General features: G+C 71.5%; 11 protein-coding genes. 7 read left to right on the plus strand and 4 right to left on the minus strand.

All coding sequences use genetic code 11. The features are described from left to right. The first annotated feature begins 341 nt into the window (after positions 1-341). Positions 342-1,562 carry a hypothetical protein gene (locus tag HYE82_RS22780; protein WP_179176001.1) on the plus strand — a complete coding sequence of 407 codons (1,221 nt, stop codon included), beginning with the start codon at positions 342-344 and terminating at the stop codon, positions 1,560-1,562. 38 nt (positions 1,563-1,600) lie between these two features. Here the strand turns inward: HYE82_RS22780 and HYE82_RS22785 are convergent, their stop codons facing one another. Further along, complete coding sequence (locus tag HYE82_RS22785; RefSeq protein ID WP_179175991.1) at positions 1,601-3,739, minus strand: transglycosylase domain-containing protein; 2,139 nt, start codon at positions 3,737-3,739, stop codon at positions 1,601-1,603. Between the two features lie 269 nt (positions 3,740-4,008). Between HYE82_RS22785 and HYE82_RS22790 the strand changes: the two genes are divergently transcribed. Continuing rightward, positions 4,009-5,148 (plus strand): amidase domain-containing protein, encoded by a 1,140-nt coding sequence (locus HYE82_RS22790; RefSeq protein ID WP_179175992.1) that lies wholly within the window; start codon positions 4,009-4,011, stop codon positions 5,146-5,148. 144 nt (positions 5,149-5,292) lie between these two features. On the opposite strand, the gene HYE82_RS22795 is transcribed toward HYE82_RS22790, so the two are convergent. Next, positions 5,293-8,040, minus strand: a complete 2,748-nt coding sequence (locus tag HYE82_RS22795; protein WP_179175993.1) for a heavy metal translocating P-type ATPase — start codon at positions 8,038-8,040, stop codon at positions 5,293-5,295. An 815-nt stretch (positions 8,041-8,855) separates the two neighbouring features. Between HYE82_RS22795 and HYE82_RS22800 the strand changes: the two genes are divergently transcribed. From HYE82_RS22800 to HYE82_RS22810, 3 genes are all read left to right on the plus strand, one after another. After that, positions 8,856-9,653, plus strand: coding sequence for a MarR family transcriptional regulator (locus tag HYE82_RS22800; protein ID WP_179175994.1), 798 nt, complete (start codon positions 8,856-8,858; stop codon positions 9,651-9,653). A 102-nt stretch (positions 9,654-9,755) separates the two neighbouring features. Further along, a complete protein-coding gene (locus HYE82_RS22805; RefSeq protein ID WP_179175995.1) occupies positions 9,756-10,202 on the plus strand; it encodes a roadblock/LC7 domain-containing protein in 447 nt (148 codons plus the stop codon). 29 nt (positions 10,203-10,231) lie between these two features. Next, positions 10,232-10,636, plus strand: coding sequence for a hypothetical protein (locus tag HYE82_RS22810; protein ID WP_218782942.1), 405 nt, complete (start codon positions 10,232-10,234; stop codon positions 10,634-10,636). A gap of 232 nt (positions 10,637-10,868) precedes the next feature. On the opposite strand, the gene HYE82_RS22815 is transcribed toward HYE82_RS22810, so the two are convergent. Continuing rightward, positions 10,869-11,777 (minus strand): universal stress protein, encoded by a 909-nt coding sequence (locus tag HYE82_RS22815; RefSeq protein WP_179175997.1) that lies wholly within the window; start codon positions 11,775-11,777, stop codon positions 10,869-10,871. A 260-nt stretch (positions 11,778-12,037) separates the two neighbouring features. Here HYE82_RS22815 and HYE82_RS22820 point away from each other — a divergent pair, with 260 nt between their 5' ends. Both HYE82_RS22820 and HYE82_RS22825 read left to right on the plus strand, forming a co-directional pair. Then, positions 12,038-12,709 carry a CBS domain-containing protein gene (locus HYE82_RS22820; protein ID WP_179175998.1) on the plus strand — a complete coding sequence of 224 codons (672 nt, stop codon included), beginning with the start codon at positions 12,038-12,040 and terminating at the stop codon, positions 12,707-12,709. Positions 12,710-12,888: 179 nt separating this feature from the next. Continuing rightward, complete coding sequence (locus HYE82_RS22825) at positions 12,889-15,384, plus strand: PEP/pyruvate-binding domain-containing protein (protein WP_179175999.1); 2,496 nt, start codon at positions 12,889-12,891, stop codon at positions 15,382-15,384. A 95-nt stretch (positions 15,385-15,479) separates the two neighbouring features. Here HYE82_RS22825 and HYE82_RS22830 read toward each other — a convergent pair. Continuing rightward, on the minus strand, positions 15,480-16,512 hold a 1,033-nt coding region (locus tag HYE82_RS22830), incomplete at its 5' end, for a hydantoinase B/oxoprolinase family protein (RefSeq protein ID WP_179176000.1).

Genomic DNA, 16,512 nt, shown 5'->3' on the forward strand with positions numbered 1-16,512 from the left:
CAGGTGTGGTCCGCGGGTACGGGGGCGGCACGTCGGCGCCGGCGCGGCCTGCCAGAGCGTACGGGCGGCGGTCGGGGCTCCGTGGTCGCGGAGGCGCATACCGGACTGTGATGCAGGACACGTGGCTGTGAGACGGCTGTGAAGGGTGCTGTCCGAGGGGTCCGGGGTACGGGAGGAGTGCCGACAAGTTCTATATTCATACGAACCATCCATGCGCGGCGCGGCTGCGGTGATCAGGGGGGACGACTGCGTTGGCCGATACCGACGCCGCCAGCCGGGGTACCCGGGCGGAATCCCGCAGTACCCGCAAGGTACGCAGGAAGGCGCAGAACCGCAGGCGCCTGGGCATAGCCATCGCGGTGGTCGCCCTGGCCGGAGCCGGCGCCGCCGCGTACGCCTTCACGCTGGGCGGCACCTCCGGGGCGACCCAGAGCGACGCGAAGCTCGCGGCCCCCAACGGGGCTGCCGCCGCAAAGGGCGAGGAGCCCTGGGACGGCAAGGTCAAGGTACTGGGGGACGGCTCCACCTCCTACACCGGGCCGCAGCCGGGGCAGCTCAAGCCAGAGCGGCTGAAGCCCGGCGAGAAGCCGCCGCAGTTCGTGGTCTTCTCCTGGGACGGCGCGCTGGAGGGCGACGACCGCCTCTTCTCGCACTTCCGTCAGGTGGCCAAGGAGAGCAAGGCCCACATGACGTTCTTCCTCACGGGCATCTACCTGCTGCCGGACGGCAAGAAGATGCTCTACCGCCCGCCGCAGCACGCGCAGGGCGCGGCCGCCATCTCGTACCCGACCGTCCCGCACATCAAGAGCACGCTGACCCAGCTGCGCGGCGCCTGGACCGACGGCAACGAGATCGGTTCGCACTTCAACGGGCACTTCTGCGGGCCCAAGGGCGGCGGGGAGTGGAGCCCCGCCGAGTGGAAGAGCGAGATCGACCAGACGTATGCGTTCATCAAGAACTGGAAGACGAACACCGGGTTCACCAAGGAGGCGCCCCTCCCCTTCGACCCGGACCGGGAAGTCGTCGGCGGCCGCGCGCCCTGCCTGGAGGGCCAGAAGAACCTCCTGGCCGCGATCAAGCCGTACGGCTGGCGCTACGACGCGAGCTCCTCGGGAGACTTCCAGCTGTGGCCGTCCAAGCAGGACGGCATCTGGAACTTTCCCCTCCAGCTCCTGCCCTTGCAGGGCAAGGAGGTGCAGGTCCTCTCCATGGACTTCAACTTCCTCTACAACCAGTCGGGCGACAGCACCCAGGGGGACCCGGCGAAGTTCGCCGCCTGGCAGGCACAGACCCAGGGCTCGTACATGAACGGCTTCAACCGGGTCTACAACGGCAGCCGGGCGCCCATGTTCATCGGCAACCACTTCGAGGACTGGAACGGCGGCATCTACATGAAGGCCGTCGAAAACGTGATGAGGGACGTCTGCCCGCGCCAGGACGTCCGCTGCGTGTCGTTCCGGGAGCTGGCGGACTGGCTCGACGCCCAGGACCCGAAGGTCCTGGCCCGGCTGCGCTCGCTCGACCCCGCGCAGGCCCCGGACTGGACCGACCTGGTGAAGTAGGCCCACAGGCGGGCGGCGCACGCCGCCCGCCGGGCTGCCTACTTCACCGCCTTGATGTAGTCGGCCCACAGGCGTACCGCCCGCTCGCTGCCGGGCGTGTTCGGGGCGTCGCCCCCCAACCCCGTCAACGGCAGCGGAACCAGGTCGGTCAGCGACATCCGGTAGACCACGACGGCCGTGGACTCCTGCTCCGTACTGGCCACGAACCAGCCCGCCGTGTTCGCGGCGGTCGTTCCGGTCTTGCCCGCCGCGCCGGCGTGCGCCTTGCCGACCGTCTTCGCCGAACCCTCGGTGAGGGTGTCGCGCAGGGCGTCCGTCACCGCGCGGGCGGTCTTCGCCGTCACGGCCCGGGCCGGCTTCGGCGCATCGAGCGGCACGGCGGCGCCGTTGCGCGTGACCGAGCGCACCGAGTAGGGGTCGGTGTGCATGCCGTCGGCGGCGAAGGTCTGGTAGGCGCCGGCCATCCGGATCGCGCTGGGCATCGAGTTCTCCCCGAGCGCGAATCCGGGGATCCGCGGCCCGAGGCTCGATTCGAGCAGCCCCGAGCGCCGGGCGAACACCTCCACCCGGTCGAGGCCGACGTCGAGGCCGAGCTGGAGCATGGGGGTGTTGACGGAGTTGGCCACGGCCTGGCGCAAGGTCACCTGGCCCCAGTTGCGGCCGCCGTCGTTGCGCCCCTTGAGCACCTTGCCGCTGCGGTCCCAGTACGGGCCCTCGGGCGTCTGTACGGTCACCTGGTCGTTGCCGTCGTAGACGGAGGAGGGGGACACGGGGGTGCGGGCCTTGCCGCGCGTGCGCGCCACCCCTTCGTCGAGGGCGGCCGCATAGACGATCGGCGTGAACGCCGTGCCGACCGGGATCGTCGTCGCGTTCGACTCGTTGAAGCCCTGCTTCAGGTAGTCGGGGCCCCCGTACACGGCGAGCAGTCGCCCGTCGGGGGCGATGCTCGCCGCGCCGATCTTGGCGTACTTGTCGGTGTCGGGGCGCCGCTCGGCGTCGAAATCCTTCTGGGTCTCCTGGACGGCGGCGGTCAGGGCGGTCATACGGGCCCGGTCGAAGGTCGTGTAGATCTGGTAGCCGCCGAGGTCGAAGTCGGACTCCTTGAGGTGGCTCGCCTTGATCGTGTAGGCCTTGGCCATCTCGACCAGATAGCCGGTCTGCGCGCCCGGAATGCCGACCAGGGACGAGCTGGAGGGCTCGGGGAATTTCGTGTAGGTGGCGCGCTCGGCGCGGGAGAGCTGGCCGGTCTCGACCATGCGGTCCAGGATCCAGCTCCAGCGTTCGACGGCCCGCTCGTGGTTCTCCTTGCTGAGGGTGGGGTCGTACAGTCCGGCGCCCTTGAGCAGGGAGGCCAGGAAAGCGCCCTCGCTGGGATTGAGCTGCGAGACGTCCTTGCCGTAGTACGCCTGGGACGCCCGCTGGATGCCGTAGGTACCGCGCCCGAACCAGCTGGTGTTGAGGTAGTCCTGCAGGATCTGCTTCTTCTCCGTCTGGTTGTCCAGCTTCAGGGCGAGCAGGATCTCGGTGAACTTCCGGGAGAGGGTGCGGTCCTGGTTCAGGTAGGCGTTCTTCACGTACTGCTGGGTGATGGTGGACCCGCCCTGGGTCTCGCCTCCCGTCAAGGCTGCGCGCACGGCGCGCAGGAAGCCGGACGGGGAGACACCGGGATCCGAGTAGAAGCTCGCGTTCTCGGCCGCGAGGACGGCTCCCTGAACCTTGGGGGGCACCTTGTCCAGCGGCATCTCCTGGCGGCTGACCCAGCCCGTCCTGGCCATCGTGGAGCCGTCGGCCCAGTAGTAGACGTTGTCCTGTTGTGTGGCGAACGAGTTGAGGTCTTCGGGTATGTCCGTTACGGCGTACGCGAGGGTGACGAAGCCCACCATGCCCAGGACCGCGTACAGGCAGGCGCCCAGCCACTGGCGCCATGAGGGTATCCACCGGCGCCAGCCGGTGCGGCCCGGCCGGGGGAAGTCGGGCCGCAGGCGACGCAGCTGCGGCCGCGCCGCGGCGACGGCCGGGGCGAGGGCCCGCGTGACGGCCTGCGCCGAGGCACCGAGCCGGACGGTCCGCTGCCGGGGCCGGCGGCGCGCACCCGACTTCCCCCGGCGGCCCGGGGCAGCTGCGTCGCTGCCCTCCGGAGCCCTCCGCCCGCGCCGGGACCGCCCCCTGGCGGCCATGTCCTTCCTGCCCACTCCCCATGCCCCCTCTGCTCTGCTTTCCCACACACCCTAGATGTACTTTCTGTGAGGTCGGACCCCTGGTGGGGGGCTTCGCGCCGTGCGAGCGGGGGCAGCCGCCGACGATCAAGCGGAGGCGGGCCGCCCGGTGCACGGGGCGACTCCCGCCGGGCGACCGTCGGAGAAACGGAACGTGACGAAACAGTCGCGTGGTTGTGCGAAGATTCCGTCCCCCGGTTCGTGCGAACCGGGTGACAAGGGGAAACAGAGTGATACCTAAGAGGTTCAGGCCCGCCGCCATCGCGGCCCTGACCGTAGCGCTGGTGTCCGGGAGCATGCTCGCGTACTCCGCAACCGCGGAACCCGGGCCCCGCGAGGCCGACCGCGCCACCGCCGACGCCTTCGCCCGCATCGCCGACGACGTCCTCTCCCAGCGCACCCAGGCGCTGGTCGAGGACCGGGCGGGGCGCCCCGCCTCCGGCCCGGGCGCCACGAAGACCCGCATGTCAGCCCAGCTGAAGAAGAACGAGGACGCCACGCTCCAGTCGCTGCGCTCCCGCAAGACGCGGCTGGCGGAACTCGGCGAGGCGTACACGGGCGCCGACACGCGCGTCGTCGTGGACAAGGCCACGGTCGCCGGCGGCAAGGCGGTCGTCCAGGTCACCGAGCAGACCACGCTCACCTACAAGAAGCTCCGGGGGGACGAGCCGGAAACCACCGACATCGGAACGCATTATGAGCTGACCCTCACCAGCAAGCGCGGCGGCGCCTGGGAACTGACCTCGATCAAGTCCCGGAACAACGGCCTGGTCGCCGTCAACGAGCCGGTCGCGGCGGCGGAGAACGTCACCAAGGACGACGGCAACCAGTACCCGGACGGCACGCCCGCGTCCACGAAGTACCCCGCCACGCCGAAGCCCAAGGCGAAGACCGGCGGTGCCTACGACTACGCCGCCATGGCGAAGTACGCGGAGAAGTACTGGAGCCGCTACAACCCCGCGTACCGCAAGTTCAACGGGGCCGGGGGCGACTGCACCAACTTCATCAGCCAGGCACTGAAGGCGGGTGGCTGGAAGAGCGTCCCGGGCTCCTCCACCGACTACCGGAACTGGTGGTACGACGGCACCCGCCAGAGCGACTCCTGGATCGGCGCGAACGAGTGGGCGTGGTTCACGCTCTCGAACCAGCGGGCCGCGAACCTGGCGAACGTGTACCAGGCGGACATCGGGGACATCGTGCAGATGGACTTCAACAGGGACGGGTCCAAGGACCACTCCATGATGGTCACGTACCGGAGCGGCAACGGAATGCCGTACCTGACGTACCACTCCACCAACACGTACCGTAAGTCGCTCGCGAGCATCATCGCGTCCTACCCGAACGCGGTCTACTTCGCGTACCGCACCTGACGGGTGAGCCCTTCGGCCTCTCCTGCCGGGAAGCTGCCCGGCAGGAGAGGCCCCTCGCCGGTCGGTTCACCCAGGCGCGGCGGTCCACCAGGACCGCATCCCGGCCGGCTGCCGACAGCTCGCACATGCATCCGGCAAAAGGGTTCACCGGCTCTTGTCAGTGGTCCGGGCCGCGCCCGTATGGCGCGTGGGATCGGCGTCGAAGGCGGCGGCGCAATGGGCAGAGCAGAAGAAGTAGGCGTCGCCGTTGGTCTGACGGTGCTCCGCCGCGTCTGCCGGGTCGATGTGCATGCCGCAGACAGGGTCCACGACCCGTTGCCCGGCACCGGCACTGTCCGTAGCGGTGTCCGTCCCGTACTCGGCCGGGGTCTCGACTTTCGGCTGGACGCTGACCGATGCGGCGCGCGGCAGGAGGGCCGGGTGCCAGCGGCGCAGGCGGGAGGCGTTGGTGACCACGGACAGGGAACTCAGTGCCATGGCCGCGGCGGCGATGATCGGGGTGAGGCGGATGCCCCACAGGGGGTAGAGGACACCGGCGGCGAGGGGGACGCCGATGGCGTTGTAGACGAGGGCGAAGAACAGGTTCTGCTTGATGTTGCGCATGGTGGCGCGGGACAGGCGGACGGCGGTGACGACTCCGGTGAGGGATCCGGAGATGAGGGTGATGTCGGCGGCTTCGATGGCGACGTCGGTGCCGGTGCCGATCGCGAGGCCGACGTCGGCAGCGGCCAGGGCCGGGGCGTCGTTGATGCCGTCACCGACCATGGCCACCGTACGGCCCTCACGCTGCAGTCGGCGGACTTCGTCCGCCTTGTGCTCAGGAAGGACCTCGGCGAGGACGCGGGTGACGCCGACCTGGGCGGCGATCGCGGCGGCGGTTCGGGCGCCGTCGCCGGTGAGCATGACGACCTCGATGCCGAGGCGTCGGAGAGCGGCAATGGCGTCGGCGGAGTCGGCCTTGACCGTGTCGGCCACGGCGAGAACGCCGGCCGGCCTGCCGTCGATCCCGGCGAGCACGGGCGTCTTGCCGTCTGCCGAAAGGCGATCGGCCTCCGCGCTGAGCGATGCCGTGTCGATGCCGGCGGCCGTGAGGAGGCGGGCGGTGCCGACGAGGACGGCGTGGTCGTCGACGACTGCTTCGACGCCTCGGCCGGTGAGGGACTCGAACCGGGCCGCCGTCGGCCAGGTCACGCCGCGTTCGCGGGCGCCGGAGACGATGGCCTGGCCGAGCGGGTGCTCGCTCGTTTCCTCGGCTGCGGACACCAGGCGCAGCAGTTCGGTCCCGTCGGTGCCGGCGGCGGTGTGGATGTCGGTGAGGACGGGCTTTCCGGCAGTGACGGTGCCGGTCTTGTCGAGGACGACCGTGTCGATCTTGTGGGCGGTCTCCAGGGCTTCTGCGGACCGGATGAGTATGCCGGCCTGGGCGCCCTTTCCCGTGCCGACCATGACCGACAGCGGGGTGGCCAGGCCGAGGGCGCACGGACAGGCGATGATCAGGACGGCGACGGCCGAGACCAGGGCCAGGGTGAGTGCAGGCTCGGGGCCCACGGTGAACCAGACGGCGAAGGTGGCGACCGCGATGGCGATGACTGCGGGGACGAAGTAGGCGGAGACCGCGTCTGCGAGGCGCTGGATCGGCGCCTTCGAGGCCTGCGCGGCCTGTACGAGACGGATGATCTGGGCCAGCATCGTGTCGGCGCCGACCTTGGCGGCCCGTACCTGCAGGGAGCCGGTGGTGTTGACGGTGGCGCCGACAACGGTGTCTCCGGCGCGCTTGGTGACCGGCATCGGCTCACCCGTGACCATCGACTCGTCGACGGCGGAGGAGCCGGTGACGACCTCGGCGTCGACGGGGATCTTCTCCCCGGGCCGGATCACGATCACGTCGCCGACCGCGACGTCCTCCACGGGGATCTCGGTCTCGGTGCCGTCCCGTACGACGCGGGCCGTACGGGCTTGAAGACCCAGCAGGGCGCGGATGGCCTCGCCCGTGCCGGCTTTGGCGCGGGCCTCCAGGAGCCGTCCGAGGAGGATCAGCGTCAGGATCACCCCGACGGCTTCGTAATACACCTCGCGCACGTCCTGCGGCAGTAGGCCGGGGGCGAGGGTGACGAGCAGGCTGTAGCCGTAGGCGGCGCTCGTGCCGAGGGTGATGAGGGAGTTCATGTCCGCGCTGCGGTGGCGCAGCGCGAGCCAGCCGGTCACGTGGATCGGCCAGCCGGTGTACAGCATCACCGGGGTGATCAGCGCCAGCTGGAGCCAGTGGTTCAGCAGCCACTCGGGTACCCAGTCGGCCCCGAACAGCTCGTGCGCCATCACCGCGATCAGCACCGGAGCGGTCAGGACCGCGCCGACTGCGACCCGGCGGGTCAGGTCCCCGATCTCCGCCTGCCGCTCGGCGGCGTCGGCGGCCTCCGCTTCGGCCGCCGACCTGTCCACGACGGCTGCCGGAGCGCCCTCGGGCATGGTGGTGGCGCCGTCGCCGGATGGTGGGGGCGACGCTGTTTCCGGCCGTCCGTCCGCTTCGACGAGCAGGGTGCCGTGGATCATGTTCATGCCGCAGGCGAAGCCGAACGAACCCGGCCGGTCCGGGCTCAGGCGCACCGTGGTGCGGGTATGGGCGGGCAGCCCGGCGCTCACGTGCAGATCCGGGAAGACCACCCGGGACGTACACTCCCCGGACTCCTGCCGATCGAAGACCAGCTCCAGCGGCGTCCCCTGGTGGACCTTGATCAGGTTCGGGCTGTATCCGCCGCGGACGACCACGTCCACCCGCTGCACCCCGCCCTCCAGCCGGGTGGACCCGGCCCGGCGAGGGCCGAAGAAATACCAGCCGAGGCCACCGATCAGAGCCACAGCGGCCACGACCACCACCACGTCAACGGCGCCCACGGGCAATCGCCTCCCTGCTCGGGCCGTCCCTTTCAGCATGCCCCAGGTGGCGGCCCGGCGCGCCGGTGACCGTACGGTCCGCGCAGGACACCACTCGGCCCACCCGCACGCCGGTCACTCCGAGCAGGACCAGGCAGACGGCGACGATCCGGACCGTGCCCGTCCGCCGCCCATCGGTCGGCTTCAGACGCCGCTCACCGGCGCGGGGGAAGCCAGGGGGCGAGGCCGCCGGACAGGGGCACGCCGTGATCGCGGCGGGCCCCGAGACGGCCGCTCGGCGGACCGGCGCCACTGCGGGTCCGCTGCGGCTGCCGCGGCTGGAGGATGGCCTGTTCGGCTTCCTGTGCACCCCGGCCGGGCCTGCAGAGCGCCCCTCCCCCGGCCGCCGTGGGCACCACTGCTCCACGCGCGGCCGGCGATCCAAGGCCGCGCCCCGTCTCCTGCCCGGGCTTCGTGCCGGGTTGTTCGTCCGGCCCGCCGGCTGCGCGAGGACGGGTGGTTCCGGTTCGTCGACGCCATCACATCCGCAAGGCGCCTCATCGGCCCCTTCGAGGCCGGGCACGGCGTTCGTCTCCCGAGGCCCTCCGATCGAAGCAGGCAAATACGAAACCAAAACGACTGCAATAACTCACGACAGTTCACTTGCCACAAACAAACGGGCGGTCAGCTGCCCGGCGGAAAATAACCCTTTAGGCTGACCATCACTTCCCGGACTGACGCATGCGGATGCCAGTCGCGGGGCATCCACGGAAAGCGCGGCCGATTGCAGGGGCATGCCAGAAATCGATGTACCGACCCCCAGGGAACCGTCACGGGTGAGGGGACTGGAACTCGCCAGGACCTTGAGCGAGGCGCCACTGGGCCGGATCTCCGGAACGCTGCTGGTGGCCGGGGATCCCGGTGGATCGTTCCATCTCAGGGGCGGCGCGATCGTCGAGGTGGTCTCGCCGGGTGCCCCCGGGGCGGAGACCCTCCTGCTGCGATCCGGTCGTGTCAGTGAGGCGGACTGGGCCTCAGCGACACGTTCCTGCCCCACGGAACGTCTCATCGGAGCCGAACTCGTCGCCCGGGAACTCGTCGGCGCCGCGGAATTGCAGCTGATATGCACCGCGGCCGCGCTGGACGGCGCCCTGGCCGTCGGAATGGGCCGGATCGACGGCTTCAGCCTGGAACACGACACGCAGGACTGCCGGCTGGCCGCCCTCCAGGCCATCGAACCGGACTGGCTGGTACGGGAGGCGGAGCGGCGGATCCGGGCCCTCGCCTCCCGTCGGCGCCCCTTCTCCCCCTTCCGCACCCGGCTGGGCAGGACCGACGCAGGCACCGCGTCGCTGGACACCACGGTCGCCGGTGAGCGTCGGGAGATCCTGCTCCGGGTCAACGGCCGGCGCAGCGCCCGGGACATCGCGTTCCTCCTCGGCCGGAGCCTGTACGCCGTCGCGGTGGAAGTCTCCCGGCTGCTGGGCGAGGGGCTGATCGAGGCGGTGGTGCCCGCCCGGTTCAAGGACTCCCCCGTCAGGCCTGCCACCGCCGCGGGCAACCTGCCGCGCCGTCTGCCCGGGGCGAGCGGCATCACCGACATCCTGCCGCTCAGGCCGGCGGCCGGTCTCTGACGTCCCCCGACGGACGCCGACCGGGACCTACCGGTCCGGTGGCGAACCTGCTGAGTGCGCCGTCGGCGCCACACACAGAAGAACGAACACGACAGGAGAGCAGTGACAACCAGGAAAGCCCAGCTGGCAGCAGAGGCGAGGACACTGAGGAACCGGGTCGTCGGGGTCACCGACGTCGTGGTGGCCTCCGTCGACGGCCTGCTGATCACGGCGGAGACCGACGACACCGCGGAACCCGAGAGTCTGGCCGCCCTCACCGCGGCGACCCTCAACATCGCCCGCCGGGCCGGCTCCATGACGAGCAGGGGCCTGCTCCACCACACCGTGTCCCGGTTCACCGATGGCTACCTCGTCACCCACACCCTCGGTGAGATGGCTTTGATCGGGGTGCTCGGTGACGCGGGCATGGACATCGCCCGCCTGCACACCGAGACACAGGCCTCCGCGCAACGCATCACCACCTTGCTCACCGAAACCTCCGCCGACGCAGCCGCTCCGGGCAACGCATCAGCGGGACAGACCGACGGAACCGAAGAAGGAGCACGATGAGCGGGTCGGAAACGCGGGGACCGCAGACCATGGCGGGGCGGATCGAAAGCCTCGTCAAGGCCTTGCGCACCGAGGTGCCGGACTGTGTGGCCGCGGGAGTCATCGACATGTCCACGGGCATGCTGCTGTCGGTGGAGACGGTCGACTCGCATCCGCCGGAGGTCCTCGACATGTTGGCGGCAGCCACCCTCGACCTGTTCCAGGGCCGCAACGTGCTGATGATCGAAGGGATCTTCAAGGAGCGCCGCGGGGTCGTCAGCGATCGGCACTACTTCCAGGAGATCCTCGTCAACAGCGACAACCTCGCGCATCTCTTCCTCAGGGTGGACAGCGCCGACGAGGTCGTGGCCGTCGTCGTGTGCCGCAAGTCGGTGAACGTGGGCATGCTCTTCGCCCAGGCCCGCCGAGTCCTGAAGGACCAGGGGCAGTTGTAAGCGGGCCCGCGCCCCCCGTACGTGCGCGCCCGGCGGGGTGTCGGGCGGCTGCCGGGTGAGGTGCTCGGCTTCGCCCGCGACGACGACCGGGCAGGGGGCCTGGGCGGTCAGGGGCACCGCGAGAGAGCCGGCGCCGGGACGCCTCGTCGGCCGCCCCGGCCACGGGCAGGTGCCCCTCCCTCAGCGGGTCGATCCCGAGGACGACGTCACGGGCGCTTTCCCGAGGGCCCGGTCATGTCCGGCCGCCGGAGCCGCTTCCCGCGCGCGGGATGAGGAGCACGGGGCAGTGTGCGTGGTGCAGGACGCTGTGCGTGGCCCTGCCCAGGTTGCGGCCGAGTCCGAGCGTAGCCGGTGCCCGGCGGCCGCCCATGACCAGCAGGTCGGCATGCAGGGACGCCTCGACCAGGACCCCGGACACGGAGGTGCTCTTCTCCGCGTCGGCCCGTACGGGCAGGTCGGGGAACTCGTCGCGGACGGCCTCCGTGACGGCGTTCAGGGCCTCGACGTGCTGCCCCGCGATCCCGTCGACGTCGTCGAGCATGCTGACGACGTCACCGGTGGACTGGATCATGTTCCACACGTGGAGCAGCTGCAGGGACGCCTTGCGCAGTCCGGCCTCTTGTGCCGCGTACAGGGCGCAGAGAAGGTCGTCCTCGTCGCGGACGGCCGCGAGGACAGTGCCGCGCTCCTCCGCCTCCTCGACCCCGCGGACGACGATCACCGGGGTCCTGGCACCGGCCGCCGTCTTGAGGCCGACGGAGCCGAGCATGAGGGAGTGGAAACCGCCCAGGCCGCGGCTGCCCACGACGATCGTGCCGTGCAGGCCGCCGGTCCGGTGCAGGGTGGTGACGGCGTCCGTGCGGCTGAACTCCGTGGTCACGCACAGACCGGGGTATTCGGCGGTCACGGCCTTCGCCGTGTCGTCGAGGAGTTCCCGGCCGGCGGCGCGGATCTTCTCGACGCTCTCCGACGACAGGTAGAGGGCCCGGCCGTCGGTGTCGGCGCCGTGGACGATGTGCAGGGGCCGGCCGCGTCGTACGGCCTCCCCGGCAGCCCACAGGGCAGCGTCGCGCGCCGGCTGCGAGCCGTCCACGCCGACGATGACCGAGCTGGTGTCCGGGGTACGGATGGTGCTCTCCACGGCTACTCCCAACCGAGGATCCGATGGGGACACCACCCACGCTGACACCCGGGTCCGCACGGGAGGAGGGCCGCCCGGGACCGCCGCCGGGGCCAAAGGTCCCATGCCCCGAGCGCGGCCCGGTGTCCCCGGAGCAGGTGGTCCTTCCGGTCCCGGGACGGGACCGTTCGGCCCTCGATCGCCGGCGGGCGCCGGTGCAGGGTGAGTGGCGTGACCGCAGGACGTCGGCCGCGCACGACCCGGCACAGCAGGAGGGCCTCATGAAGCACATCAAGGTGGCGGACCTGATGACCGACGCGGTCGTCTCCGTGGCCCCGGACACCCCTTTCAAGGACGTCGCGAAGCTCCTGGCCCAGCACGACATCTCCGGAGTCCCCGTTCTGGACGGCGAGGACCGGGTGGTGGGCGTCGTCTCGCAGACCGACCTGCTGGCAGGCACGGCCGCCTCGGCCCTCCGGCCGGATCCGCAGGACGGTACGCCGGCGCGTGCCCCTGTGGCGGGCGACGTCATGTCCGCGCCCGCGGTCACCGTCCACGCCGAGGAGACAGCGGCTGACGCCGCCCGGCTGATGACGCGCCGCGGCATCGAGCGGCTGCCCGTCGTGGACGTGGAGGACCGGCTCGTCGGCATCGTCACCCGCCGGGACCTGCTCCGCACGTTCCTGCGTCCCGACTCCGAGATACGGCGACGGGTCACCGACGAGATCCTCACAGACGTCCTCGGCGTGAGGGCCGGTGACGTCGACGTGCACGTGGTGGACGGAATCGTCACCCTGGACGGCCGCGTCGAGCGCCGGAGCCAGCTGCCCGCTCTCCGCAGCCTCATCGAACAACTCGACGGTGTGGTCGCCGTGGCATCACACGTCACCGCCCGCTCCGACGACACGGCCTCCACGCACACGGGTCCTCCACGCCACACGATGCAGTGGTGACACGCCGCTCCGTGCGCAGCCCGTGCCAGGGTCCTTGCAGGGCTTTCCGGTGAGCCGTCGAGGCCCACGGTCACGACCGGTCCACGGAGGCGCTGTGGCAGGTCCTGCCCTGAGCGGAGCCGGCCCGGCACGGGCCGTTGGACGGACGGGCCTGCGCCGGAAAGGGAAGGAGCACGCGCATGGACGGTGCAGCGAAGGAGGCGGGCGCACCGGACCTGGTCCTCGTGCTCGGGCGCCGGGGGCGGACGGATCCGGACGTCGCGGGCGGGAAGGGCGCGAACCTCGCGGAACTGGTCCGCGCCGGTTTTCCGGTGCCTGCGGGGTTCGTGGTGACCACGGCGGCGTACCGGCCGCCCGACCTGGGCCCGCTCGGCACGGCCGGTCCGGCGGCGATCCGCGGGGCGGTCGTGAGGGCCGGGCTCCCCCACGATGTGGCCGACGCGGTGTGCGTCGCGTACCGGAATCTCGGCGGTGCGGTGGCGGTGCGTTCGAGCGCCACCGCGGAGGATCTGCCGGAGGCGGCGTTCGCCGGCCAGCAGGACACGTTCCTCAACGTCATCGGGGAGCAGGACGTCCTCGACGCGGTCGTCCGCTGCTGGGCCTCCGTGTGGACCGACCGGGCGGTCGACTACCGCGCCGGGCACGGCATCGACCACGGCCGGGTGAGGATGGCGGTCGTCGTGCAGCGCATGGTGGACGCCGACTTCGCGGGAGTGGCGTTCACCAGCGATCCCGTCACGGGCAACCGGCACGCACTGGTCATCGACGCGAGCCCGGGGCTCGGCGAGTCGGTGGTCTCCGGGCTGGTCTCCCCCGAACACATCGTGGTCGACACACGGCGTCCGAAGGTGGTCCGACGCACCGCGGGACATCACGGAGCCTACGTGCGGTCCCGCCCCGGCGGCGGTACCGAGCGGGCCGCCGGGCCCCGTACCGCCGGCCCGGCACTGCCCGCCCCGGCGGTACGGCAACTGATCCGCCTCGCCCGGGACGTCGAGCGCCACTTCGGCCGGCCTCAGGACATCGAGTGGGCCTGGGCCGACGGGAAGCCGTACGTCCTCCAGACCCGCCCGATCACCGCTCTGCCCGAGCGGACGGGCGTCGCCGGGCTGCCGGGCCGCTTCCGGCAGACGGCACGTGCGATGCTCCGCGAAGTCCTGCCGGTCCGGCCCTACCCGATCGACATGACGGCATGGCTGGGCCCGCTGATCGCACTGCTGGACAAAGCCGTCGAAGCGACCGGCGTCGCCTGTCCTCCGGCCTCCCGGATGTTCATCGAGGACAACGGTGTGGTCGTCCGCGTGGAGATACCGGTCCCCCGCCCCACCCCGCGTCTGCTGACGGCGCCCGTACGACTCGCACGTGCGGCCCGCCGCCGGGACCCCGCCCTGTGGAGGTCCGATCCGCTCATCGGGACCATGCGCGCACGAGCTGACGAGCTCCGCACGCTGGACATCGGAGGCTGTTCCTGGCCGGAACTCACGGCCTTGCTGAAGGAGGGACCCCGGATCGCCGCCCCGCTGCTGGAGCTCCGGCTGCGCTATTTCCCGCGAACCCTGCTGGCGCTGGCGGTGCTGTACGTCTCGCTGTCCCTGCTGCGGCGGCGTCGGCTCACCGGTGCACTCCTCGCCGGTGTGGAGACCCTGACCGCCGACGCGAACCGCGCACTGGAGGACCTGGCGACCGCGATCCGGGCCGACGCGGGGCTGTCGGAGGCTTTCGCCCGGCGCACCGCCGACGAGCTGTGCGAGGCACTGCACACGAGCATGCGGGAGACGGCTCCCGGCTTCGTGTCCGGCTTCGACACGTTCCTCGACGTGTACGGGCACCGGGACACCGTGACACCGCTGCTGCTCACGCAGGGGACGTGGCGCGACAGGCCGGACATCGTCCTCGGCATGCTCAAGAGCCTCGCCTCCCAGGACCCGCCGCCGCCCGGACCCGGGCCCGGCGGACAGGCGGAAACGGCCCTCTTCCAGCACCCCGTACTTCGCCTGGGACCGGAACCGCTCCGGTCGGCGGTTCGTGTGCTGCTCCGGCAGGCACGCTGGTTCCAGCAGATCCGCGACGACACGCGGTTCCTGGCCATGCTGCCGCTGCCTGCGATGCGGCAAGCGCTTCTGGAGATGGGGCACCGGCTCGTCGCCGAGGGGGTGCTCGACACGGCCGAGGACGTCTACCACCTGCGCCTGGAAGAACTCGACGGCATCGGCACCTGGCCGCCTGCACCCGGGCTCGCCGCCGGGCTGCGCGAGCGGGCGTCCGACCGCAAGGCAGGACGCGCCGGCCTCGCCCGGACACCGCTCGTCCCGCCGGCCCCCGCACAGCCGATCGACCTGGCACATGCCGAGGTTCTGCTGCGCGGAGCCCCGGGCAGTGCCGGCACGGCGGAGGGTCCGGTCCGTGTGGTCCACGGTCCGGACGGGTTCGCCGCCCTCCGCAACGGCGAGGTTCTGGTCGCCGCTTATACCAGTCCCGCCTGGACGCCTCTCTTCCGCCGGGCAGCGGCCGTCGTCACCGACGCCGGAGGCGTGGCGTCCCATGCCGCGATCGTCGCCCGCGAGTACGGCATCCCGGCGGTCATGGCGACCCTGGACGCGACCACGCGACTGAGCGACGGCCAGAGCGTCCTCGTCGACGGCGACCACGGGCTGGTCCTGCGGCCACGCCGTTGAGCTGCCCCCGGACCGGGCTGCACCGGGCGATGCCGCCGCCGGGCCGAGCCCGCCCGGCCGGGGTGGCCCCTGTCCGGCGCGGCCGCGTCCGGCCGTCACGTCCCTGCGGGGCCGGTGTCCGCGCTGCCGTAGCCACCGCCGCCAGGGGTGTGCAGGACGAACACGTCCCCGGCGCGCACCTCCACGGAGTCGCAGCCCGCCATGGGCACGGCGGTTCCGTCCGCCCGCTCGACGTGGTGGGCGCCGAGGGCGCCCGGCTCCCCTCCCGCCATCCCGTACGGCGGTACGCGCCGGTGCCCGGAGAGCACACTGACCGTCATCGGCTCGCGGAAGCGGATCCGGCGCACCACGCCGTCGCCGCCGTGCCAGCGGCCCGCACCGCCGCTGGCGGCGCGTACCGAGAACTCCTCGACGAGGACCGGCAGGCGCAGCTCCAGCACCTCCGGGTCGGTCAGCCGGGAGTTCGTCATGTGCGTCTGCACCGCCGAGGCTCCGTGGAATCCGGGCCCGGCGCCTGCGCCGGAGGCGACCGTTTCGTAGTACTGGTGGCGCTCGTTGCCGAAGGTGACGTTGTTCATCGTGCCGCTGCCCTCCGCCTGGGCGCCGAGCGCCGCGTACAGGGCCCCGGTGACGGCCTGGGAGGTCTCGACGTTGCCCGCGACGATGGCGGCGGGCGGTTCGGGGGCGAGCATGGAGCCGGGCGGGGCGACGATGCGCAGCGGCCGCAGGCAGCCGTCGTTCAGGGGGATGTCCCGGTCGATCAGCGTGCGGAAGACGTACAGTACGGCGGCCGTGACGACCGAGGTCGGGGCGTTGAAGTTGGAGTCGAGTTGGGGCGAGGTGCCGGTGAAGTCGACGGTCGCGGAGCGCTGTTCGCGGTCCACGGTGACGCGGACGGCGATGACGGCGCCGGAGTCGGTCTCGTAGCGGTACTCCCCGTCGGCGAGGGTGTCCAGCGCCTGGCGGACCGCGTCCTCGGCATTGTCCTGGACGTGCCGCATGTAGGCCTGCACCACGTCGAGGCCGAAGTGGCGGATCATCCGGTCCACTTCCTCGACGCCCTTGGCGTTGGCGGCGACCTGGGCCCGCAGGTCCGCGAGGTTGGTGGCGGGGGCGCGGGAGGGGTAG

The organism is Streptomyces sp. BR123 (assembly GCF_013401435.1).
Classification (GTDB): domain Bacteria; phylum Actinomycetota; class Actinomycetes; order Streptomycetales; family Streptomycetaceae; genus Streptomyces.

What these genes read in the sequence shown, in the direction of transcription:
- HYE82_RS22785 (WP_179175991.1), bottom strand. Translation starts at nt 3,739, where the DNA reads ATGGCCGCCAGGGGGCGGTCCCGGCGCGGGCGGAGGGCTCCGGAGGGC.
- HYE82_RS22810 (WP_218782942.1), top strand. Translation starts at nt 10,232, where the DNA reads ATGGCGGGGCGGATCGAAAGCCTCGTCAAGGCCTTGCGCACCGAGGTG.
- HYE82_RS22820 (WP_179175998.1), top strand. Translation starts at nt 12,038, where the DNA reads ATGAAGCACATCAAGGTGGCGGACCTGATGACCGACGCGGTCGTCTCC.
- HYE82_RS22825 (WP_179175999.1), top strand. Translation starts at nt 12,889, where the DNA reads ATGGACGGTGCAGCGAAGGAGGCGGGCGCACCGGACCTGGTCCTCGTG.